Source organism: Mesorhizobium sp. M0618 (assembly GCF_040320765.1).
Lineage (GTDB): Bacteria > Pseudomonadota > Alphaproteobacteria > Rhizobiales > Rhizobiaceae > Mesorhizobium.
The window spans coordinates 20,955-43,142 of record NZ_JAMYQH010000038.1 but is presented as its reverse complement, the minus strand read 5'-3'; the positions used below and the strand labels follow the sequence as shown (position 1 = coordinate 43,142).

At 64.5% G+C, this 22,188-nt stretch carries 21 protein-coding genes; 15 read left to right on the top strand and 6 right to left on the bottom strand.

Annotated elements, in window-relative coordinates:
- Positions 1 to 26 precede the first annotated feature (26 nt).
- The 9 genes from NKJ04_RS29460 (at position 27) to NKJ04_RS29420 (ending at position 11,156) form a co-directional block, all read left to right on the top strand.
- A complete protein-coding gene (locus NKJ04_RS29460) occupies positions 27 to 1,307 on the top strand; it encodes a sensor histidine kinase (protein WP_352678945.1) in 1,281 nt (426 codons plus the stop codon).
- Positions 1,307 to 2,029, top strand: a complete 723-nt coding sequence (locus NKJ04_RS29455) for a response regulator (protein ID WP_352678943.1) — start codon at positions 1,307 to 1,309, stop codon at positions 2,027 to 2,029. The genes NKJ04_RS29460 and NKJ04_RS29455 overlap by 1 nt, the downstream gene beginning before the upstream one ends.
- Before the next feature lie 171 nt (positions 2,030 to 2,200).
- Positions 2,201 to 3,112 (top strand): YihY/virulence factor BrkB family protein, encoded by a 912-nt coding sequence (locus tag NKJ04_RS29450; RefSeq protein ID WP_352678941.1) that lies wholly within the window; start codon positions 2,201 to 2,203, stop codon positions 3,110 to 3,112.
- Between the two features lie 194 nt (positions 3,113 to 3,306).
- Positions 3,307 to 4,197, top strand: a complete 891-nt coding sequence (locus NKJ04_RS29445; RefSeq protein WP_352678939.1) for an SMP-30/gluconolactonase/LRE family protein — start codon at positions 3,307 to 3,309, stop codon at positions 4,195 to 4,197.
- Positions 4,198 to 4,287: 90 nt separating this feature from the next.
- Positions 4,288 to 5,301 (top strand): ABC transporter substrate-binding protein, encoded by a 1,014-nt coding sequence (locus NKJ04_RS29440; protein WP_023811211.1) that lies wholly within the window; start codon positions 4,288 to 4,290, stop codon positions 5,299 to 5,301.
- A 49-nt stretch (positions 5,302 to 5,350) separates the two neighbouring features.
- Complete coding sequence (locus NKJ04_RS29435; protein WP_352612962.1) at positions 5,351 to 6,820, top strand: sugar ABC transporter ATP-binding protein; 1,470 nt, start codon at positions 5,351 to 5,353, stop codon at positions 6,818 to 6,820.
- 1 nt (position 6,821) lies between these two features.
- Positions 6,822 to 7,802 (top strand): ABC transporter permease, encoded by a 981-nt coding sequence (locus NKJ04_RS29430; protein ID WP_023811209.1) that lies wholly within the window; start codon positions 6,822 to 6,824, stop codon positions 7,800 to 7,802.
- 3 nt (positions 7,803 to 7,805) lie between these two features.
- Positions 7,806 to 8,753 carry an ABC transporter permease gene (locus tag NKJ04_RS29425; protein WP_352678936.1) on the top strand — a complete coding sequence of 316 codons (948 nt, stop codon included), beginning with the start codon at positions 7,806 to 7,808 and terminating at the stop codon, positions 8,751 to 8,753.
- Between the two features lie 336 nt (positions 8,754 to 9,089).
- On the top strand, positions 9,090 to 11,156 hold the full coding sequence (locus NKJ04_RS29420) for a 3-hydroxyacyl-CoA dehydrogenase NAD-binding domain-containing protein (RefSeq protein WP_352678934.1): 2,067 nt from the start codon (positions 9,090 to 9,092) through the stop codon (positions 11,154 to 11,156).
- Here NKJ04_RS29420 and NKJ04_RS29415 read toward each other — a convergent pair.
- Complete coding sequence (locus NKJ04_RS29415) at positions 11,153 to 11,968, bottom strand: response regulator transcription factor (protein WP_352678932.1); 816 nt, start codon at positions 11,966 to 11,968, stop codon at positions 11,153 to 11,155. The genes NKJ04_RS29420 and NKJ04_RS29415 overlap by 4 nt on opposite strands.
- Positions 11,969 to 12,082: 114 nt before the next feature.
- Here NKJ04_RS29415 and NKJ04_RS29410 point away from each other — a divergent pair, with 114 nt between their 5' ends.
- The 6 genes from NKJ04_RS29410 to NKJ04_RS29385 all read left to right on the top strand — a co-directional run bounded on the left by NKJ04_RS29410 (position 12,083) and on the right by NKJ04_RS29385 (position 17,953).
- Entirely contained in the window at positions 12,083 to 13,219 is a 1,137-nt protein-coding gene (locus tag NKJ04_RS29410) for an ABC transporter ATP-binding protein (protein ID WP_352678929.1), read from the top strand.
- Positions 13,200 to 14,363, top strand: a complete 1,164-nt coding sequence (locus NKJ04_RS29405; RefSeq protein ID WP_352678927.1) for an ABC transporter substrate-binding protein — start codon at positions 13,200 to 13,202, stop codon at positions 14,361 to 14,363. Before NKJ04_RS29410 ends, NKJ04_RS29405 begins: the two co-directional genes overlap by 20 nt.
- 68 nt (positions 14,364 to 14,431) lie before the next feature.
- Positions 14,432 to 15,295, top strand: a complete 864-nt coding sequence (locus NKJ04_RS29400) for an ABC transporter permease (RefSeq protein WP_352678924.1) — start codon at positions 14,432 to 14,434, stop codon at positions 15,293 to 15,295.
- Entirely contained in the window at positions 15,295 to 16,107 is an 813-nt protein-coding gene (locus NKJ04_RS29395; RefSeq protein ID WP_023811203.1) for an ABC transporter permease, read from the top strand. The genes NKJ04_RS29400 and NKJ04_RS29395 overlap by 1 nt, the downstream gene beginning before the upstream one ends.
- Positions 16,108 to 16,117: 10 nt before the next feature.
- Positions 16,118 to 16,879, top strand: coding sequence for an SDR family NAD(P)-dependent oxidoreductase (locus tag NKJ04_RS29390; protein WP_023811202.1), 762 nt, complete (start codon positions 16,118 to 16,120; stop codon positions 16,877 to 16,879).
- A gap of 303 nt (positions 16,880 to 17,182) precedes the next feature.
- Positions 17,183 to 17,953 (top strand): hypothetical protein, encoded by a 771-nt coding sequence (locus NKJ04_RS29385; RefSeq protein WP_023811201.1) that lies wholly within the window; start codon positions 17,183 to 17,185, stop codon positions 17,951 to 17,953.
- A 120-nt stretch (positions 17,954 to 18,073) separates the two neighbouring features.
- Here the strand turns inward: NKJ04_RS29385 and NKJ04_RS29380 are convergent, their stop codons facing one another.
- The 5 genes from NKJ04_RS29380 to NKJ04_RS29360 form a co-directional block, all read right to left on the bottom strand.
- Complete coding sequence (locus tag NKJ04_RS29380) at positions 18,074 to 19,582, bottom strand: aldehyde dehydrogenase family protein (protein ID WP_352678921.1); 1,509 nt, start codon at positions 19,580 to 19,582, stop codon at positions 18,074 to 18,076.
- A gap of 20 nt (positions 19,583 to 19,602) precedes the next feature.
- On the bottom strand, positions 19,603 to 19,947 hold the full coding sequence (locus NKJ04_RS29375; protein ID WP_352555550.1) for a cupin domain-containing protein: 345 nt from the start codon (positions 19,945 to 19,947) through the stop codon (positions 19,603 to 19,605).
- 17 nt (positions 19,948 to 19,964) lie between these two features.
- Positions 19,965 to 20,306, bottom strand: coding sequence for a cupin domain-containing protein (locus tag NKJ04_RS29370; protein WP_352678919.1), 342 nt, complete (start codon positions 20,304 to 20,306; stop codon positions 19,965 to 19,967).
- A 17-nt stretch (positions 20,307 to 20,323) separates the two neighbouring features.
- A complete protein-coding gene (locus tag NKJ04_RS29365) occupies positions 20,324 to 20,674 on the bottom strand; it encodes a cupin domain-containing protein (RefSeq protein WP_352678917.1) in 351 nt (116 codons plus the stop codon).
- 232 nt (positions 20,675 to 20,906) lie between these two features.
- Positions 20,907 to 22,181: a glycosyltransferase gene (locus tag NKJ04_RS29360; RefSeq protein WP_023811196.1), complete on the bottom strand. Its 1,275-nt coding sequence runs from the start codon at positions 22,179 to 22,181 to the stop codon at positions 20,907 to 20,909.
- Positions 22,182 to 22,188 lie beyond the last annotated feature (7 nt).

Below are 22,188 nucleotides of genomic sequence, written 5' to 3'. Positions count from 1 at the left end.
CGCGGCACGGGAGGATCGTGAAAACAATGGCGGAAGTGTCCCTGGTCCTGATCGACCGGCTGCTGGCGATATCGCGGGCGCTTGCCGGCCATATCGATCCGGGCACGGCGTTCCGCGCGACCGCCATCGAGATCGGCTCGCTCATTCCGCACGACCACATGGATCTGGCGGTGCTGTCGCATGACTGCCGCCGGCACGCCTGTTACGAAGCCGGCTTCCACACCAGCTGGAGCGAGCTTGCCCAGCATCCGCTGCCGACCGAAGTCAGCCCGATCCGCTCGGTGCTGTGGGGCGAAGTCCCCTATCTGCTCGCCGACGACGCGTTGAGCGACGAGCGGTTCCATTTCGCCACCGCTATCGACGGCCCGATCTTCGCCGCCAGGCTGCGCAGCCGCATCGTCGTGCCGCTCAGGGCGCGGGGCGGCATCATCGGCGCGCTCAACATCAGCCGGCACGAGGTCGACTGCTACACGCTTGCCGATGTCGCGGTCGCCCAGCAATGCGCCGACCTGATCGCGCCCTACATCTTCGCGCTGATCCAGACTGAGGAGGCGCGCCGCGCCATGCTGGCCGAGAGCGAGGCGCGCAACCGCGTCGAGCTGCTGCGCGTCGGCGCCTCGCAATTGACCGAAGGCATGGAGCGCGAACGCCGGCGCATGGCCATGGACCTGCATGACCAGACGCTTGCCGATCTCGCCCGCATCGCGCGCCAGCTTTCGGCGCTTCGCGGCCAGGGCGTGGCGCGGGCGGCACAGCTTGCCGATCTCGAAAAGGAGGTCGCCGGCTGCCTGACGGAACTACGCCACATCGTCGACGATATGCGGCCGAGCGTGCTCGAACTGTTCGGCCTGCGCGACGCGGTCGAGGCGCATCTCAACCGCAGCGTCGCCAGGGCCAAGCCGCCGATCGCCGTGCGCATCGCCGACACCAGCGACGGCGGCGCCGACAGCTTGGCGGAGCCAGTGCGGACCGCGCTCTACCGGATCGTGCAGGAAGCGATCAACAATGCCGTTCGCCATGCTGCGCCGCACCGCATCGACGTGCTGCTGGCGTCGACCGCGAGCGTGCTGCGGGTGATCGTGACGGATGACGGCCAGGGCTGCGGCACTGTCGACCCGGCCGCGTATGGCGGCATCGGCCATATGCACACGCGGGCAGCCCTTATCGGGGCGCGGCTGCGCATCGGCCAGGCTGGCCGCAAGAACGGCGGCACCCGTGTCGTCGTCGAGATCGACCGCCAGCCGTCGCGAGACTTGGCGGCGGCTGCAGCGGTGCCTGGCGAGCTCGCCGTATCGGAGGCCATGTGATGCTTGTGATGATCGCCGAGAATGACGGACTGCACCGCAGCTTCGCGCGCCGAACGGTGGAGCAGTTGTGGCCCGGCGACGTCGAGGTGATCGAAGCGAGCGACGGCGAGGACGCCATCAACCTGGCGGCCGAACGCGAGCCGCTGCATGTCGTGCTCGATCTGCAGATGCCGAAGGCGACGGGAATCGAAGTTGCCAAGGCGATCTGGAACCGTCGCGCCGGCACGCACATCCTGTTCTGGTCGAATTTCGCCGACGAAGCCTATGTGCGCGGCGTGGCGCGCATCGTGCCGCCGGGCTCGGTCTACGGCTATGTGCTCAAATCGGCGACGGAGGAGGGCATGCGGTCCGCCCTGCGCGGGGTTTTCCGCGAAGGCCACTGCATCATCGACCGCGAGATACGCGGCATCCAGCACCGCGTGCAGGACAAGTTCGAGGGCATCACCGACGGCGAATATGAGAGCCTGATCGACATCGCGCTCGGCCTGACCGACCGCGCCATCGCGGCACGCCGCGGCCTGTCGATTCGTGGCGCACAGAGCCGTATCAAGCATGTCTACGACAAGCTCGGCATCGTGCCGGCGGAGGACGGCGCCGGCGATGCTTCCGTGTTCAACTCGCGGACGCGGGCGATCTATCTCGCCATGGCGCGCGGCCTGATCAACATCGACGCACTGCGCCGCGAACAGGACCGGCTCGATGTCTGGCTGGCCGAGCACTGAAACAGCGGCGGCCACGAACCGGAACATCGGAAGGTCCGGTGCATTGCTAGTGAACGCCAACTCAATGCCTGCGGACTCGAAGTGCGACCCTCATTTGCAGATTCATGGCACCTGGTGCGTGAAAGCATAGTCGGCTTCATCGACGACAACGCTCTTAGCCATGGTGCGGCGATGGCCTTTTATGCCGCCACCTCGCTGGCGCCGATCTTGCTGATCGTGGTTGCGATTGCTGGTCTCGTCTTCGGCCACGATGCCGCACAATTGGCCTTGTCCGCGCAGATATCAGGGCTGATGGGACCGGAAAGCGCCGATCTCCTGAAGACTGCGTTGGAAAGTGCATCCGGCAGGCTGTACGGCACCTGGGCCGCAATCATAGGGCTGGTCACCTTGCTGGTGGCCGCGTCTGGCGTCTTCGGCGAGATGCAGCAGTCGTTGAACACAATCTGGAAGATCGAACCGCAAGGCAATTCCCTGTCGCGTCTGGTGCGGGCACGGGCCGCCAGTCTGGGGTTGGTGGCCGCGCTCGGGTTCCTATTGCTGGTCTCTCTCATCGCAAGCGCTGCGATTTCGGCACTGGGCGCTTTCATCAACGCCCATCTGCCGTTCGGAACGATCATACTCAGCGGGATCAATGGCGTCGTTTCGTTTGCGCTTATCTCCGTGATGTTTGCCGCCATTTACAAGGTTTTACCCGATCGAACTTTGGAATGGCGCGATGTGGCAATTGGCGCTGTCGGGACCGCGGCCCTGTTCACATTGGGAAAATCGCTTATCGGCTGGTACATCGGCACCAGCGCGATTGCGTCTTCGTATGGCGCCGCCGGCGGCCTCCTCGTCATATTGCTCTGGGTTTACTACTCGTCGGAAATTTTCCTCCTCGGTGCCGAGTTCACGCGCGCCTATTCCGTTCGGCACGGCAGCCGGTCCGATCTGAACACCTTGGTTCACAGCCCTCAACCCACGCAGCAAGACCCATTTCGCGCAGGGCAAAAATCCAACGCTGCCGGCGTGGTCGTGCTTGTGGCGGTGGCTTGCGCGAGCGCAACCTTGACCGCGCTTTTGCGGCGTGTTCGCCGGCCCTGATCTGGCGTCGCCCTATTCTATGCTCGATAGGCAGGGCCGACTGTGCAAACGCACAGTCAGCCCTGCGCTTTGACCCGTATCGGCTCGTCGGGACCGCGCCTACGCTCTACTCCAACAAGAAGACTGTATCGGGAAGCGCTCATGCCATTCGTCACCATGCGGAGTAGCACGGCTGTTCGCGCCGGGAGTCGATGATGTCGGTGTCGGCGCGTGCGCGCCATTCCGGCTTCGACGACGTCGTCGGCGATGCGGCGATCGAAACGCTGGCGAGCGGCTTCGGCTTCCTCGAAGGGCCGGTCTGGCACCCCTATGAGAAATGGCTGGTCTTCTCCGACATTCCGGAAAGCCGGATGTATCGCCGCAATGCCGAAGGCGACATCGAGCTGTTCCGCGCGCCGAGCCACAAGGCCAATGGCAACACGCTGGACCGCCAGGGGCGGCTGGTCACCTGCGAGCATGCGACGAGCCGCGTGACCCGCTCCGAGCCCAGCGGCAGCGTGACCGTGCTTGCCACGCATCATCAGGGCAAGCAGCTCAACAGCCCGAACGACATCGTCGTTGCCACCGGCGGATCGATCTACTTCACCGATCCGGGCTATGGCCGGAGGGAATTCTATGGCGTGCCACGCCCTCAGGACTTGCCGTTCCAGGGCGTCTACCGCATCGATGGCGACGGCGCCGGGCTGACATTGCTGGCCGACGATTTCGGGCAGCCGAACGGGCTTTGCTTTTCGCTCGACGAGTCGCGGCTGTTCATCAACGACACCGAACGCGGGCACATCAGGGTGTTCGGCGTCGAAGCCAATGGCGACCTCAATGGCGGCGCGGTGTGGGCGGTGGCCGAGGGCGAGGGGCCGGGAGCGCCCGACGGCATGAAGATCGACAGCCGCGGCAACCTTTACTGCACCGGACCCGGCGGCATCCACATTTTCGACGCGTCGGGCGCCATTCTTGGCGTCATCCGGACGCCGGAAGATTGCGCGAATTTCACCTTCGGCGACGACGATTTGCAAAGCCTCTACATCACCGCGTCGACGTCGCTGTACCGGCTCAGGGTGCGCGTGCCGGGATTGAGACTGTTTTGAGCTCGCGACAATCCGTGCTCAAATCAGAGTTGAGGCCGGGGTCAAAGCCGGTGGGAATGCAGCAGTCAACACATCTGGGAGGATAACGACATGAAGAAACTGTTCGTTCTGGGCGCTCTGGCGGCAATGCTCGCCTCGGGCACGGCGCTGGCCGACACCAGTGGCAAGAAGATCGCTTTTTCCAACAATTATGCCGGCAATTCCTGGCGGCAGGCGATGCTCGACAGCTATGGCATCGTCACCAAGAAGGCGGTCGCCGACAAGATCGTCGGCGCGGCCGACATCTTCACCACCGCCGACAAGGAGGTGCCGACGCAGGCAGCACAGGTGCAGAACCTGATCCTGCAGGGCTATGACGCGATCGTCATCAACGCCGCCTCGCCGGATGCGCTCAACGGCGCCATCAAACAGGCTTGCGATGCCGGCATCGTCGTCGTCTCCTTCGACGGCACCGTGACCGAACCTTGCGCCTACCGCGTCGTCGTCGACTTCAAGGACATGGGCAAGCAGGAAATCGAGCAGATGGCCAAGTTCCAGCCCAAGGGCGGCAATCTTCTGGAAATCCGTGGGCTTGCCGGGACCTCGATCGACGATGCCATCCATGCCGGCATCCTCGAAGGCGTCGCCGCCCATCCCGAGTTCAAGATCGTGGGTTCGGTGACCGGCGACTGGGACCAGACGACGGCGCAAAAGGCGGTGGCGACCATCCTGCCGTCGCTGCCCGACATCGTCGGCGTCGTCGACCAGGGCGGTGACGGTTACGGTGCGGCCCAGGCCTTCGCCGCCGCCGGCAAGCCGCGTCCGACCATCATCATGGGCAACCGCCAGGACGAGCTGCAGTGGTGGAAGGAACAGAAGGACAAGGACGGCTACCAGACCTGGTCGGCCTCGATCGCGCCCGGCGTGTCGTCCCTGGCCTTCTGGGTGGCGCAGCAGGTGCTCGACGGCCGCACCGACATTCCGCACGATCTGCTGGTGCCGTACCTGGCCTTCACACAGGACGATTTCGAGGCCGAGCTGCCGAAGATCCCCAAGGGCGGCGTCGCCAGCCACGAATACACGCAGGAAGACGCGATCGCGGCTATCAAAGCCAACATCAAGTGAATGTCACGGCAGCGTTGCCGTTCGTCTAGCCAAGCGAGTATCGTTGAGCATGCCTGAAGGGAACGCTGACATCATCAGACTGAACGGCGCCGAAAAGCATTTCGGCGCCGTTCGCGCACTGGGCGGCGTCGATTTTCACGTCGGTCCCGGCGAGTGCGTCGGTCTCGTCGGCCACAATGGCGCCGGCAAATCGACGCTGATGCATATGGTGGCGGGCACGCTGGTGCCCGACAGCGGGCAGATCGGCGTGCATGGCGACACCGAGGACAATTACTCGGTGGCACGGGCGCAGCAACTCGGCATACGCTGCGTTTTCCAGGAATTGTCGCTGTGCCCCAATCTCAGTGTCGCCGAGAACACGCGCATCAACCATGCTTCGCTGCGCGGGTTTGGCTGGCGGCGCAAGGCCGCCGAGCTGATCGCCGCCAAGCTCGACGAGATCTTTCCGGGTCACAGCATTTCGGCGTCGGACATCGTCGGCGACCTGTCGATCGGCCGGCGCCAGATGGTCGAGGTGGCGCGCGCCTTCACCGCCACTCAGGACCGGCTCGACCTCGTCATCCTCGACGAGCCGACCTCGTCGCTCGACGCGCATACGGCGGGCCAATTGCTGGCCTTCGTGCGCCGCTTCGTCGCCGGCGGCAAAAGCTGCATCCTGATCTCGCATGTGCTGGGCGAGGTGCTGCGCAACGCCGACCGCATCGTGGTGATGCGCGACGGCAAGGTGGTTGTCGCCGACGCCGCCAGCGCCTTCGACCGCGACCGGCTGGTGACGGCGATGGGCGGCGCGGAAGCGCGCCAGAAGATTGCGGCGCAAATCGCGGCTGCCAAGCCCGCCGCCAGTCCGCTGCGGGTTCGGGCGCGGCCCGCTGCGCAGAAGGACGGCACCGACCTTGTCGCCTGTGCCGGGGAGATCATCGGCCTTGCCGGGCTGGCTGGCCACGGCCAGACTGACCTGCTGCTGGCGATCTTCGCTGCGGCGTCGCGGGCCCGAACCGGCATCGAGGTGACGGCACCTGTGGCGCTGGTCGCCGGCGACCGTCAGTCGGACGGCATTTTCCCGCAATGGTCGATTGCTGAGAATATCGGCATCCGCTCGCTGGCGCGGCTGCGCAGCGGGCTGTTGATCTCGCCGCAGCGCGAGGCGGAGCTTGCTGCATTCTGGCAAAAGAAGATCGGCATCCGCACGCCGGATATGAACAACAACATCTTTTCACTGTCGGGCGGCAACCAGCAGAAGGCGCTGTTTGCGCGTGCGCTCGGCTCGGACGCGCAGATCGTGCTGATGGACGACCCGATGCGCGGCGTCGACATCGGCACCAAGCTGGAGGTCTACGACCTCGTGCGCGAAGAGGCCGCCCGAGGCCGCACCTTCCTCTGGTACACCACGGAAACCGAAGAGCTCGACAATTGCGACCACATCTATGTCTTCAAGAACGGCCGCATCGTCGCCAATCTGCGCCGCGACGAGTTGACCGAAGAGAAGATCATCCAGTCCTCCTTCGGCGATGCGGCCTGAGATGACGGCCGCCAGCCTCGACACCGCCGCCAGGACATCCGCCGAACGTGGCGCGCTTGCCCGCGCGCGCCTGCTGCGCGGGCTGCTGCCGGCGCTGTCGCTGGCGCTGGTGCTGCTCGCCATCGCCTGGCTCAACCCGCGCGCCATCAGCTATTTCGGCTTCAGCCTGATGCTGAACCTGGCAATCCCGATCGCCCTGGCGACGATCGCGCAGATGTTCGTCATTGCCGGCAACGAGCTCGACCTGTCGATCGGCACCTTCGTCGGCTTCGTCGGCTGCGTCACGGCGACCTGGCTGAAGGACGCGCCGCTCATCGGTGCCGCCATCCTGCTCGGATCGATCGGTGTCTATGCGCTGCTCGGCGCGCTGATCCATCTGCGCAATTTGCCTTCCATCGTGGTGACGCTCGGCATGAGCTTCGTCTGGCAGGGCCTCGCCATTCTCGTTTTGCCCAAACCCGGCGGCAAGGCGCCGGACTGGCTGCTCGGGCTGATGGCGTTCAAGCCGCCTTTCGTGCCGTTCCCGATCATCGCCGCGCTGCTGATCGGCCTCATCGTTCATTTTGGCCTGATGCGCACCTCCTACGGCGTGATCCTGCGCGGGTCCGGCGGCAATCCGGCGGCACTCGGGCGCGCCGGCTGGTCGCTGCTCAAGACCAAGATCGTGCTGTTTGCGCTCGCGGGTCTGTTCGGCGTGCTGTCCGGCATGGCGCTGATCGGCATCACCACCTCGGCCGATGCCAATATCGGCAATGGCTACACGCTGCTGGCGATCGCCGGCGTCATCCTCGGCGGCGGCGAATTCGTCGGCGGCCGGGTATCGCCGATAGGTGCTGTGATCGGCGCGCTGACGCTGGCGCTGGCCGCATCGCCATTGCTCACCTTCATGCACATCCCGCCCGACTGGCAGGTGGCCGCCAACGGCGCCATCCTGATCATCGTGCTGGCGGCGCGGGTGCTGATCAGCCGCAAGGAGAGGTGAGCGATGACATCGGTGAAATCGCTGCTCGCCAAACCCTGGATCTGGTCGTTCATTGGCGCGCTTCTGGTGTGGCTGGCGACGATCGCCTTCACCGGCGGTTATGGCGCCGGCGGCATGGTGACGGCGGCCCTGTCGCTGGCGGTGTTCACCGTCATTGTCGGCGTCGGCCAGATGTTCGTCATCACGCTCGGCCCGGGCAATGTCGACCTGTCGCTGCCGGCCAATATCGGCCTTGCCAGTGCCGTCGCGATGAAGGTGATGGACGGCAACGATTCCATGATCGCCGTCGGGCTGCTGGCGGCGCTTGCCTGCGGCGCTACGGTCGGCGCTGTCAACTATCTGCTGATCTGGGCGCTGCGCATCCCGCCGATCATCGCCACTTTGTCGGCCAGCTTCATCATCCAGTCGATCGACATCAGCTACGGACGCGGCTTGCAGATCAAGCCGCCGCCGGGCTTCGCCGATTTCGCCAACTGGCAGATACTGGGCGTTCCGGTGCTGGCGATCCTCACCGTGCTGTTCACCATCGGTGCGGCCATCGCGCTGCAGCGTATGATCTATGGCCGCTCGGTGCTGGCGATCGGTCAGAACATTCGCGCCGCGTGGCTCGCCGGCGTCAATGTCGGCCGCATCCGCTTCCTCACCTACACGCTGTCGGGCGCGCTCGGCGGCATCGACGGCGCGCTGCTCGCCGGCTATTTCCGCGGCGCCAATGTCGATATCGGCAATGAATATCTGCTGGCCTCGATCGCCGTCGTGGTCATCGGCGGCACGTCGGTCGCCGGCGGCAAGGCCAACGTGCCCGGCGTGTGGGGCGCGGCGCTGTTCCTGGTGCTGCTTTTGACCATGCTCAACACGTTTGGGGTGAGTGCCGGGGTGCGATTGCTGCTCACGGGGCTGATCATTGTCGGGGTGATCACGGCGGCGGGCGGGCAGAAGGCGCCGCGGTAGCGGGAGCAGACGCCGACGCTGGCGGGACAGCACCCCCCTCTGGCCTGCCGGCCATCTCCCCCGCAAGGAGGGAGATCGGCAGCTTCGCCGTTTCGCCCGCCCTCCAGCGTTGAAAATTGACGAAGGCCGTCGTGACGTCCAATCTCCCCCCTTGCGGGGGAGATGCCCGGCAGGGCAGAGGGGGGTGTGAAGGATCTCTACTTCGGCGATGATGGCGGCCGGGCACCTCGAGCCGCTAATCATTGTGCCAGGCCTCCCTCTGGTTTCCATCCACGTCATAGCGCTGTAAATCCAATCGCGCGGCTGCAGGCCGTTCACCATTGTCCGGAGGTTTGCGTGTCCGATTTTGTGAAGGTCAGCCGCGACGGCGACGTCGCCGTCGTCACTATCGACAACCCGCCGGTCAACGCGCTGAGCTTTCATGTCCGCGAACCGCTGATGCAGGCGCTGGTTGAGCTGCGGGATGATGCTTCGGTTGCCGCCATCGTCATTGCATGCGCCGGCCGGACCTTTGTCGCCGGCGCCGACATCACCGAATTCGGCAAGCCGATGCAGCAGCCCGAGCTGCGCGCCATCGTGGCGACGCTGGAGACCATCGCCAAGCCGACGGTCGCCGCCATCCACGGCACCGCGCTCGGCGGCGGGCTGGAGCTGGCGCTCGGCTGCCATTTCCGCGTCGCCGATGCCGGCGCCAAGCTCGGCCTGCCGGAGGTCAAGCTCGGCCTGCTGCCGGGCGGTGGCGGCACGGTGCGGTTGCCGCGCCTGGTCGGCGCGCTGAAGGCCTTGAAGATGGTCGTTTCCGGTTCACCGGTCGGTGCGACCGAGGCGCATGCCGCCGGTCTCGTCGACGCCGTCTTTGAAGGCGATCTGGCCACCCATGCCGTGAACTTTGCCAGGGAAATAGCCCGCAAGGGTGGTCCCTTCACGTCGGTGCGCGATCGTAATGAGGGGCTTAAGGAGACCGACCTCGCGGCTTTCGACGCCGAGGCTGCGGATCTTGCCAGGAAAGCGCGCGGGCTCGAGGCGCCGATCGCCTGTGCGCTGTCGGTGCGCAATGCCGTCACACTGCCCTTCGACGCGGCGCTGGCGGCGGAGCGTGCGCTGTTCGTCAAACTGGTCGCCAGCGACCAGTCGCGAGCGCAGCGGCATTTGTTCTTCGCCGAACGTGAGGCGGCAAAGCTTGCGGGCAAGGACACCGTCAAGCGCCGGATCGCCCGCGTCGGCGTCATCGGTGCCGGCACGATGGGCGGCGGCATCGCCATGGCCTTCGCCAATGGCGGCTACCCCGTCACCATGCTGGAAACCAGCCATGAGGCGCTGCAGCGCGGGCTGGCGACCATCGACAAGAACTACTCGGTGTCCGTCACGCGCGGCTCGCTGACGGCAGATGCCAAGCGCGAGCGCCTCGCCCTGTTCAAGGGCTCCACCGACTATGCCGATCTCGCCGATTGCGACCTGATCGTCGAGGCGGTGTTCGAAGACATGGCGGTCAAGAAGGAGGTGTTCGGCAAGCTCGATGCCGTGGCCAAACCGGGCGCGATCCTCGCCACCAACACCTCCTATCTCGACATCAACGAAATCGCCGCCTCGACCTCGCGGCCGCAGGATGTGCTCGGTCTGCATTTCTTCTCGCCGGCCAATGTCATGAAGCTCTTGGAGATCGTGCGTGCCGAGGTGACCGCGCCCGATGCGCTGGCCACCGTCGTCGATCTGGCGCGGCGGATCGGCAAGGTGGCGGTCGTCGTCGGCGTCTGCCACGGCTTCGTCGGCAATCGAATGCTGGCCGCGCGTGGCGCCGAATCCGAGGCGCTGCTGCTGGAAGGCGCGACACCCAGCCAGATCGACCAGGCATTCACCGATTTCGGCTGGCCGATGGGTCCGTTCCAGATGGGTGATCTCGCCGGCCTCGACATCGGCTGGCGCAACCGCAAGGCGCGCGGTCAGACGGCCGTCATCGCCGATACGCTGTGCGAACAAGGGCGTTTCGGCCAGAAGACCGGCTGGGGGTTCTATCTCTACGAGAACGGTTCGCGTACCCCGGCCCCGGATCCGGAGGTCGAGGTGCTGATCCGCGACAAGGCCGCCGAGAGGGGCATCGCGCCGCGTGCGATCAGTGCGGAAGAAATCATCGAGCGCACGCTTTACCCCCTGATCAACGAGGGCGCCAAGATCCTGGAGGAAGGCATAGCGGCCCGTGTGTCCGATATCGATGTCGTCTGGGTCAATGGCTACGGCTTTCCCATCGGCAAGGGCGGACCGCTGTTCTGGGCTGGCCTTGAAGGCCCGGGCAAGATTATCGAGCGGCTCGAGTACTGGCATCAGCGGACGGGCAAGGATGTGTTCAAGCCAGCGCCGTTGCTGAAGCGGATGGCCGAGACCGGATCGTGGGAAGCCAGCGGTTAGGGGGCCTGCCGGATCCGCGCGTCGATGATCTCGACGAAACGTGCGAACAGGCCGGCCTGCGACTTGATCTTGAGCTTGCGGTAGATGTTGCGGCGATGGACCTTCACGGTTCCCGGCACGATGCGCATGGCCCTGGCGATCGATTCCGTCGAATGCCCCTGCAGCACCAGGTCGACGACATGTTTTTCGCGCGGCGTCAGCGACAGGCTCTGCCAGATGTGGGCGCGGTCGAACTCGTTGACCGGAGTGGTCGTCTCGTCCTGCTGCGCCTCTGCCGGTTCGTCGGCCGGAAGGGCGGGCCAGCGCAGCCTGGCGAAGCTGATCACCGCCGGCGCCATGTCGCGAAGCAATCTGGCATCGGCGGTGCCGAACGGGCCTGAGGCGCGCAGCCGCATCAGCGACAGCACCAGCGCATCCTTGCCCGGCAACGGCACGAAGAAGCCGACCTCCTCGGCCAGCCTGGTCTGGCTGTAGTAGGAGCGGAAATACTCGCTGGCATAGAAACGGTCCGGCGCCAGTTCGCGCATGCGCCAGAACCCTTCCTTGCGCTCGACCGCAGCGTGGTGGAACGGGTCGAGCAGATACGGCCCCTCCTGATAGAGCGCGACGAAGACGTGGCTTTCGGCCGGCGAGAAGGTTTCGAACAGCAGCGGCGGGCGCGCCGCGCCGCGATAGCCGAACACCACGCAGTGGTCGAAGCTGACATGGAGCCGCAGCCAATCGACCAGCGCATTGCCGAACAGGTCGCCGCTGGTCTCCCGCGTCGCCGCGACGAGTGTGGCGAGCTGGCTGTATTCGTCGCTGCGGGACAATCTATACCCCCTTAAACGAGAAAATAGATCAGATATACCACCTCAGAGGTATATACTAGCCGCCATTGGCTCTGGTAGCGTCCCGATATTGCCCTGTTGCTGGAGCCATCAGCCTTGACCGCAGTGCCCGACATCGAGTTTCGCGGCGTCACCAAGCGCTATGGCGCGGTGACCGCGGTCAGCGGCATCGATCTCGCTGTCCCGCCCTCCGCCTTTGTCGCGTTGCTCGGGCCGTCCGGCTGCGGCAAGACCACCTGCCTGCGCATGATCGGCGGCTTCGAACAGCCGAGCGAAGGCCAGGTGTTCATTCGCGGCCAGGACATGGCCGGCACGCCGGCCTACCGGCGGCCGGTCAACATGGTGTTCCAGCAATACGCGCTGTTTCCGCATCTCGATGTCGAGGACAACGTCGCCTACGGGCTGCGTCAGGCACGGCCGCGGCTGTCGTCGCGCGAGATCGCCTCAAGAGCGGGCGAAGCGCTGGAAATGGTGCGGCTCGCCGGCTATGGCCGCCGCAAGATCCACGAACTGTCGGGCGGCCAGCAGCAGCGTGTGGCGCTTGCCCGCGCCCTGGTCAACAAACCGGCGGTGCTCTTGCTCGACGAGCCGCTGGCGGCGCTCGACAAGAAGCTGCGCACCGATATGCAGATCGAGCTGCAGAACCTGCAGCGCGAGATCGGCATCACCTTCGTGCTGGTCACGCACGACCAGGAGGAAGCGCTGTCGATGAGCGATTTCGTCTGCGTCATGAATGGCGGCCGCATCGTCCAGCTCGGACAGCCAAGCGAGATCTATGACGAACCGGCCGATTTGTTCGTCGCCGATTTCGTCGGCAAGACCAATCTCTTGAGCGGTACCGTCGCCGGACATTCGGGCGATCTGGTGGAGGTGGCGCTTGCAGACGGCACCGTCATTGCAGCGCGCAAACGAACCGCCCTGCAGCAAGGCGAGGCCGTTTCGGTCAGCCTGCGTCCTGAATCGCTCAGTCTCGGCGCTCAGACAGGCGGCCCATTCAAAGGCGTCGTCCGCAACCGGATCTTCCTGGGCTCGACGGCGGAATACGCGATCGAGGTCCAGGGCATCGGAACGCTGCTGGCCAAGGCCGATCACCTGATCGGCCACGGCAATCTCTTCAAGCCGGGTGAACCCGTCGCCATCGGCTTTGCCTCCGGAACGCCGCTGGCGTTTGCGGAGACCAAGAACAACGGGGCCAACCAGAGGGTAGATAAACATGTCGAAATCATATCGTGACGGACTGCCGATAAGCCCTGAAAACTTCGTCGACCAGCTGATGCGCCTCAAGCGCGGCTCGATCGGCCGCCGCGACTTTCTTGGCCTCACCGGCCTTGGGATTGCGACGGCGGTGATGGCGCGCGAGATCGGCATCATGCCGACACCGGCCTTTGCCGCCGAGAGCCTTGGCGACCGCATGTCGATCGCCACCTGGCCGAACTATCATGACCCGGCGACCTTCGAGAATTTCAAGAAGGACACCGGCGTCGCCGTCGAGGTCAATGTCTTCGGCTCCAACGAGGAGATGCTGGCCAAATTGCAGGCCGGCGCCTCGGGCTGGAGCCTGTTCGTGCCGACCAACTACACGATCTCGACTTACAAGAAACTCGGCATCATCGAGCCGCTGGAGATGACGAAGCTGCCGAATTTCGATGGCTCGCAGGAGGATCCGCGCTTTACCGGGGAAGGCACGATCGAAGGGGTGACCTATGCGGTGCCGAAGAACTGGGGCACCACCGGCTTTGCCGTCAACACCAAGAAGCTGACCAAGCCGATGACCAGCTGGAAGGAGTTCTGGGACACTGCCATGGCGGAAGGCGACAGCCGCACCATGGTGCATGACTACCAGCTGACCACGATCGGCAATGCGCTGAAATATTACGGCTACTCGTTCAACTCGCTCAAGCAGGACGAACTGGCCAAGGCGGAGGAACTGCTGCTGAAGGTCAAGCCGCATCTGTTTGCGGTCTCCTCCGACTACCAGCCGGGCATGCGCGCCGGCGACGCCTGGATGACGATGTGCTGGACGAATGACGGCGCGCAGCTGCATCGCGACATTCCCGAGATCGCCTATGTGCTGGGCAAGGAAGGCGGCGAGATCTGGACCGACTTCTACGCCATTCCGAAGGATGCGCCGAACAAGCCGGCCGGCTATGCCCTGCTCAACTATCTGATGAATCCGCAGGCGGCGGTGAAGGAGCACCTGGCCAATGGTGCGCCGTCGACCGATGCGCGGGTCAACAAGCTGCTGCCCAAGGAAGTGCTCGACAATCCGATCCTCTATCCGGCGGCCGACCTGTTGACGCCGCTGGAATTCGGCGCGGCGGCAACGCTGACCGATCCCGGTCGTGCCGAATTGATGGCGCGCTTCAAGTCGGCCTGAGGCCCCAAGCCTAACACAGACAAACTTGACCGGCGGGTTCATACCCGCCGGCACCGGGGCGATCCTCCATGCACGGCAGCCGTCTTCGCAGGAATTTTCTGACCGCCATGCTGCTCGGTCCGGCGACCGCGTGGCTGGTGGTGTTTCTGGTGCTGCCGTTCATCGCCATCGCCGTGTTCAGCGTCGGCGAGCGGGCGCCGGAAGGCGGCTATCAGGCGGCTTTCACGTTCGCGCAATATGCCAATCTTCCGGCGCGGGCGACCGCCTTCTGGAACACGATGCTGCTGGCGCCGGTGGGAGCGCTCGCCTGTCTGCTCGTCGCCTATCCGGTCGCCTATTACCTTGCCTTGCAGGCGCCGCAGCGCTGGCGACTGATCCTGCTAGCGCTGGTCGTTATCCCGTTCTGGACCAGCCTTCTGATGCGGACCTATGCCTGGATGTATGTGCTAGGCGGGCGCGGCATCCCGGCATTGCTTGCTTATATCGGGTTCGAGGATGTCAGGCTGATCAATACGCCGGGCGCAGTGCTGCTCGGCATCGTCTACGGCTATCTGCCGCTGATGATCCTGCCGATCTATGTCAGCCTCGAGCGGCTCGACCGCCGGCTGCTGGAGGCCTCCGCCGATCTTGGCGCCACGCCGCTCTCGACCTTCCTCGGCGTGACCCTGAAACTGTCGCTGCCGGGCGTGATGACCGGCTTCTCGCTGGTCATGATCCTGCTGCTGGGCGAATATCTGATCCCGACGCTGCTTGGCGGCGGCAAGGTGTTCTTCATCGGCAACGCACTGGTCGACCTGTTCCTGCAATCGCGCAACTGGCCGTTCGGATCGGCCATCGCGATCACGCTGGTGCTGGTCTCGGTGGTGGTGCTGATTGCCGCCAACCGCATTTCGACCCGGGTTTCGGGCGCTCGCCGGGTGGATTTGATCTGATGCGCACCTTCGTCATTGCCGTCTTCGCTTTCCTCTATCTGCCGATCGCCCTGGTCGTGCTGTTCTCCTTCAATGCCGGCCGCCATGCCAGCGAGTTCACCGGCTTTTCGGTTCAGTGGTACGGTACGGCGCTGGCGAACCCGTTCCTGGTCGAAGCGCTGAAGAACAGCCTGTTCATCGCTACCACCAGCGCCTTGCTGGCGGCGTTGTGCGGCACTGCGGCGGCACTCGGCCTGGCGCGTGTCGGCATCAGAACACGCGCGGTCTTCGATGCGCTTCTGGGCGCCGCGATCGTCGTTCCGGGCGTCGTCATCGGCATTTCGACGCTGGTCGCGCTCGTCCAGCTGTTCACGGTCGTCAATCCGTTCCTCGCCTCGATCTGGCCCGACGACCAGCCGCCGCGCCTCGCGCTCGGTTACGGCTCGATCATCGCAGCGCACGGCCTGTTCTCCATGGCGCTGGTGACGATGATCGTCGGCACGCGGCTCGGCAGCCTCGACCGCAATCTGGTCGAGGCGTCGAGCGATCTCTACGCCACGCCGTTGACGACGTTCCGCTCGATCGTGCTGCCGCAGATCATGCCGGCCATCGTTGCCGGCTTCCTGCTCGCCTTCACGTTTTCCTTCGACGATTTCATCATCGCCTTCTTCGTCGCCGGGGCGCAGACGACGCTGCCGATCTATGTCTTCGCGTCGATCCGGCGCGGCGTGACGCCGGAGATCAATGCCATCGCGACGATCGTGCTCGTCGCCTCCGTGCTGCTCGTGGTGCTTGCCCAATGGCAATTGCGCCAGCGCAAGCCGTCGAACTGAAAGTCGCATCATGATCCTCAAAGACCGCATCGCCGTGGTGACAGGCGCCGGCTCCGGCATCGGGCGCGCCGGCGCCATGATCATGGGCAGGGAAGGCGCGGTGGTCGTCATCGCCGACAGGGATCAGGCCGCTGGCGAAGCAACGGCTTCGGAGATGCGGGCAATGGGCGGGCAGGCCGAGGCGATCGCGACCGATGTCGCGGACGATGGGGCGCTGGAAAAGCTCATTGCCGGCACGATCGAGAGGCACGGGCGCATCGACATCCTGCACAATCACGCCGGCATCCAGGTCGGGGGAACGCTGACCGAGGTCGAGGTCGGCGGCATGGACGCGTCATGGCGGGTCAATGTGCGGGCGCAGTTCCTGGCGGCCAGGATGGTCATGCCGTCGATGATCGCACGAGGCAACGGCGTCATCCTGAACACCGCCTCCAATTCGGGTGTGTTCTACGACCGCGAGATGATCGCCTACGCCACCTCCAAACACGCGGTGGTGGCAATGACGCGGCAGATGTCGCTCGACTATGCCCGGCACAATGTCCGCGTCAACGCGCTCTGTCCGGGCTGGGTCGACACGCCGTTCAACGAACCGTTCATCGCCCAGATGGGCGGACGCCAGGCGATCGAAACCTATGTCCGCACCAAGATTCCGATGGGACGCTGGGCCAGCGCCGATGAGATCGCGGAAGCGATCCTGTTCCTCGTCTCCGACCGCTCATCCTTCATGACCGGCCAGGCGCTGGTGATCGACGGCGGTGAAAGTATCGGCTGAGACTTGTGCTTTCGTCACCAACCTCCTTTATTTCAGCGCCTTTCCAATACACTGCTCTACGACCTTCCTGGTGCCGCTGGTCGGCTGATAGGACTATGGTCCGGCCGGCATGGGACTTCAGTGCCATGGCCGATCAAGAGCGTTGATTTGTGTTTAATATCAAATGGTTATGGTGCCGGCGGGTTGTCAGATCGCGTATTGAGACAACATTTGTCTAAAGTTTACTCTGTACAATTAGTAATTCCTCATACGACGGTCGCCTAGCGGTTGGGCGAAGGGCGGCGATTCCCCGAGGAGATTACCATGACAAACCGAAAAACTCTGTTCGCGGCGCTTGCCGCATTGGCGCTTCTGGCATCTCCGGCGATAGCCGGCGGCAACGGCCACGGCGGCGGCAATGGCGGTGGCAATGCCGGCGGCAACGGCAACGGCGGGGGAAATGCCGGCGGTAACGGCGGCAATAGCAATGGCAAGAGCGGCGCTTCGCACGGCAAGTCTTCCTCGGCTCGGGGGCAGGTGGCAAAGGCCAAAACGGACGACACCACGGTCGACAAGACCACAAAGGTCTCGTCGGTTCCCAAGGAGAAGAACATCCACGCCAAGCTCGGCCGGCTGAACTCGCTTCAGCGCAACATCAACGCCTATATGAACTCGAAGAGCAAGAAGTTCGCCGCCATCCAGGCTTTCGTGACGCAGTCCGCGAAAGCCAAGGTCGCCGAGGCCGCCGCTGAGGCGGCCCAGGAGAAGCTGGATGCGCTGAATTCTCAGTTGACCGCGCTGACGTCGCTGACGCCCGAGCAGATTGCCGCCATGACGCCCGAGGATCAGGCGGCCTTGCCTGGGAAGATAACGGATCTGCAGGCCGAAATCACTGCCCAGGAGGCAGAGGTCACCGCCGCCAATGAGGCGGCTGCCGCGGCAGAGGTCGGCACCGATGATGCATCGCTCGACGCGGCGCTGACGGACATGGCCAACAAGCCGGTCGACGACGACGTCACGGCCTGGGCCCAAGGGGTCCTTGCCGGCAAGATCGACCAGACGGCTGCCGCGATGGAAGCAGAAACGACGCCGTAACGACTTGCCGTTGAAACGGCAGTAGCCAATCGAAGAAAGATGCCGCCGGACTTCGCCCGGCGGCATCTTTCTTTTTCCCGGCCATGGACTGGCATCCGGAGCTGGCGAGGTTCGAAACACTCAGACGTGCTTGCGGCCGCCGGTCGCGCGGAACCAGCTGTCGGGATAGGGATACCACCATTCCTGGATTGTCGGTTTGTGGTCGATGATCACCATTTTGGAGCGGCGGAAGGCATCCAGCCCCTGGCGGCCAAGCTCGCGGCCAAGGCCCGAGGCCTTCCAGCCGCCGAAGGGCAGAGCGTCATTGTCGATCAGCGGGTTGTTGACCCAGACCATTCCGGCCTCGAGCCTTTCGGCTGCCTCATGCGCCTCGGCCAGATCGGTGGTGAAGACAGAGGCGCCGAGCCCGAACGGGCTGTCATTGGCAAGCCGGATCGCCTCATCGAAATCCCTGACCCGGCAGATGGCGGCGACCGGTCCAAAGCATTCCTCGCGCACGATGGCCATGTCCGGGGTGACGCCGGTCAGGATCGTCGGCTCGTAGAACCAGCCGGTGTTGTGCGCAGGCGGGATGCGTCCGCCGGTGATCGCCTCGGCGCCGTGGGCAATGGCATCGTCGACAAGACGCATAACCTTGGCCCGCGCGGCTTCGCTGACCATCGGGCCGATCTCGGTCTTGTCCATGCCATTGCCGACACGCAGGGCACGCGTCTTTTCGGCGAACAGCGCGACGAAACGATCATGAACGGCATCGACCACGAAGAAGCGCTCGGCCGAGGTGCAGACCTGGCCGGTAAGGTGGAAGGCCGCGGTGACACTGCCGGCCGCCGCTACATCGAGCGGCGCGTGTTGGCTGATGATAAGCGGATCGCTGCCGCCGGCCTCGATGACGCAAGGCTTCATGCGTTCGGCGCAGGCCACCGCCACCGCCTTCCCGGCGGCGACCGAGCCGGTGAAGGCAACCGCGTGGGTGCGTTCGGAGGCGATCAGCGCTTGCGCCGTGGTCGCTCCACCAGGCAGGCAGGAGACCAGCCCCTCCGGCAGCGAGCGGAACACGGTCATGTAGTCCAGCGTCGACAGCGTCGTCGCCTCGGCCGGCTTGATGATGCAGGCATTGCCGGCGGCGAGTGATGCGGCGACCGTCCAGCACATCAGCAGGATCGGAAAATTGTAGGGCATGATGTGGACGGAGACGCCATAGGGCTCGTAGCGCGCATACTGGAACGAACCGGCCTGTGTCGTGCCGGCGATCTTGCCGGCATCGTCGCGCGCCATCTCGGCGTAGTAGCGGAAGATCGGCGCGCAGTTGGCGATCTCGCCGATCGCTTCGGGGTAGGGCTTGCCCATTTCGCGCACCATCAGCTCGGCGCAGCGGGTGAAGTCCGCCGCCTCGATGGCGTTGGCGACGGCATGCAGGTGCTTGGCGCGGCTCTTGGCGTCGAACTTTTTCCAGGCGGCCTGCGCCCTGGTCGCCGCCGTGAGCGCGGCATCGATCTCGCCGTCGGTGGCCGCAGCGATCGCCCCGACGGTTTCCAGCGTCGCCGGATCGATCACCGGTTTGTTTGTGCCGGCCATCGGCCGGTAATCCGGGTTGACGAAGAAAGCCGGCCGGTCAGCTGAGAAATCCATGGACATCCTCTCGGATCCGCTCAGCGGATCATGTAGACTTTCTTGATCGTCTCATGGACGGTGCAGACGCCTTTCCAGTCCTGCGGAAAGAAGGCTGCGGTGTCCGGCTCGATCTCGATCACCTCGCCGGATTCATGCACGTAGGTGCAGCGCCCTTCGAGGAAGTGGCAGAACTCGTCGCGGGTGACATGGCAATGCCATTTGCCTGGTGTGCAGACCCAAAGCCCGCATTCGGAGCGGCCCTCCGGCCCCTTGTGCAGCAGCTTGCCCGAGGTGTGGGACTCACCCTCGATCATTGTTGGGATGACACCCCAGTCGACGAGGTCGGTAATGGCGAGCGGGGATTTCATGATGGGCGTTGTCATATCGATTTCCTTGAAGCTCATCGGCACATGAAGGCCTTGGTCAGCGTTTGCGTGATGATGGAGATGCCGTTCCAGCCGGCGGGGAAGAACACAAGCGTGCCGGCCCCGACCGGGATATCTTCGCCGTCGTCATGGACGTAGCTGCCGTCCCCTGACAGGAAGTGGCAGAACTCGTCGGCGGCAAAGGCGACCTTTCGCGTGCCAGGCGTGCACGACCAGAGGCCGCATTCGCTCGATCCGTCCGGGTTCCGGGACAGGACCCTGCCCGAGGCGCGCGGCGAACCGGCGAGCGTGTTGCTGCCCGCGCCCCAGTCCTCCAGTTCCACGCTCGAGGCCTTCGGCCAGTGCGGTGTCGGCATGTCGTCAAGCTCCGTGGTCAGGCCAGCATGTAGACGTTGCGCATGATTTCATGCACGGTGCATTCGCCTGTCCAGCCAGCCGGGAACATGACCACAGTTCCGGCGGAGATTTCTATCAGCTCACCGACATCTGACCGGTAGGTCGCGCGGCCGGCGACGAAATGGCACAATTCATCGCGCGGGATATTGAGGCGCCAGCGCCCCGGCGTGCACACCCAAATACCGGATTCCGGCTGGTTGTTCGGGCCCTTGTGCACGAGCCTGCCGGTCGAGTGCGAAGTGCCTGACAATGCGTCGGGTTGGGCGCCCCAGTCGACGAGATCGGTTCGGGTGGAGGCGTGGTGGAGGTGTGGTGCGGAGGAGGTCATGCGGAGGCTCCTGCGCGATGGTTGCTATTCATATGCTGCGCCAGGGCACCCCCCTCTGGCCTGCCGGCCATCTCCCCCGCAGAGGTGGAGATCGGATGTCGTCTCGACTTTCGCCAATCACCGGGATTGCAGAGTGAGACCCTGTGGCGAAGCTGCCAATCTCCCCCCTTGCGGGGGAGATGGCCGGCAGGCCAGAGGGGGGTGCTCAGGCTCGGCGTATCAACGACTTCAATCACAGCAGCGCCTCCAACAAACCCGCCGCTTTCTCCGGCCCATTCTGCCCCTGCATCTGTGCCGAGGTCTTTGCCAGCTTGGCCTTCATCTTGGGATCGGACAGGCAGGTTTCGACCCTGGCAGCCAGCTCGGCATCGGTCCAATCGTAGCGCGGCATGCCGAAGCCGTGGCCGGTTTCCTCGACGCGGGTGGCGTTGTCGTGGCCGTCCCAGACATAGGGCATGATGATCGCCGGCTTGCCGAAATAGAGGCACTCGGTGAACGAGTTGTTGCCGCCATGGTGAATGACAGCATCGACCTGCGGGATGACCGAAGGCTGCGGGAACCAGCTCTCGACGATGACATTGCCGGGCACGTCCGTGTACTGGTCCTTGTAGCCGCCGACATTGACCAGCGCCCGGTAGCGCGTCATGCCCAGCGTCGCGATGATGCGCTTCAACAGCTCGACATCGCCGGCGCCGAGGCTGCCGAAGGAGACATAGAGCAGCGGCCCGTCATTGTTTTTGGCGAATGTCGGCACCGTGTAGGGTTTCTCCTGCCGCACGCAGCCTTCCAGATACTGGAACTTTGCCGGGTCGAGCGGATGGCGGCGCTTGAACTTTGCCGCTTCGGGATAGAGCAGCAGGTTCAAATAGGGCGACGCCTCGAAGAACTGGCCGATCGGATAAGGCGCCTCGTTGTTGGCGGCGAGGAAGGCGTTGAAGTCGTCATGGATCGGCTTGATCACCGCGTTGAAATGATCGCGGTAGCGCTGGTGACCGGCATGGTCGTTCTCGCCGCAGCCGGAGAGATGCGGCGGGATGTCCTCGTCGTCGATCTCGTTTTCCGAGCAGGAGATGACGCGCACCCAGGGTTTGCCGAACTGCTTGATCGCCGGGAACAGGATGACGTTGTCGACGCAGATCACATCCGGCTTGATAGCTGAGAGAACGCGCGGCAGATCCTTCTGCGCCCATTTTGCGCTGTCGACGATCGCCGTCCAGCAATCCTTGACGTAGTTGTCGACCTGGTCGTAGGGCGATTTGCGGAAGTTCGGGATGTGGCCGTTGATGAAATCCTCCCAGAATTTCGCCATCTGCTCGGGCGGCATCGGCTCGGACAGGTTCACCGGATGGGCCTCGAAGCCGTAGCCCTTGTAGACGTCGACGAAGCCGGGATCTGACAGGAACACCGCTTTATGGCCGCGCGCCTCGACCGCCTGGGCGATGCCGACGGAATTGAGCGCCGGGCCATAAGCTGCTTCTGGAAAAAACGCGATCGTCTTCTGCGCCATCAGGCCT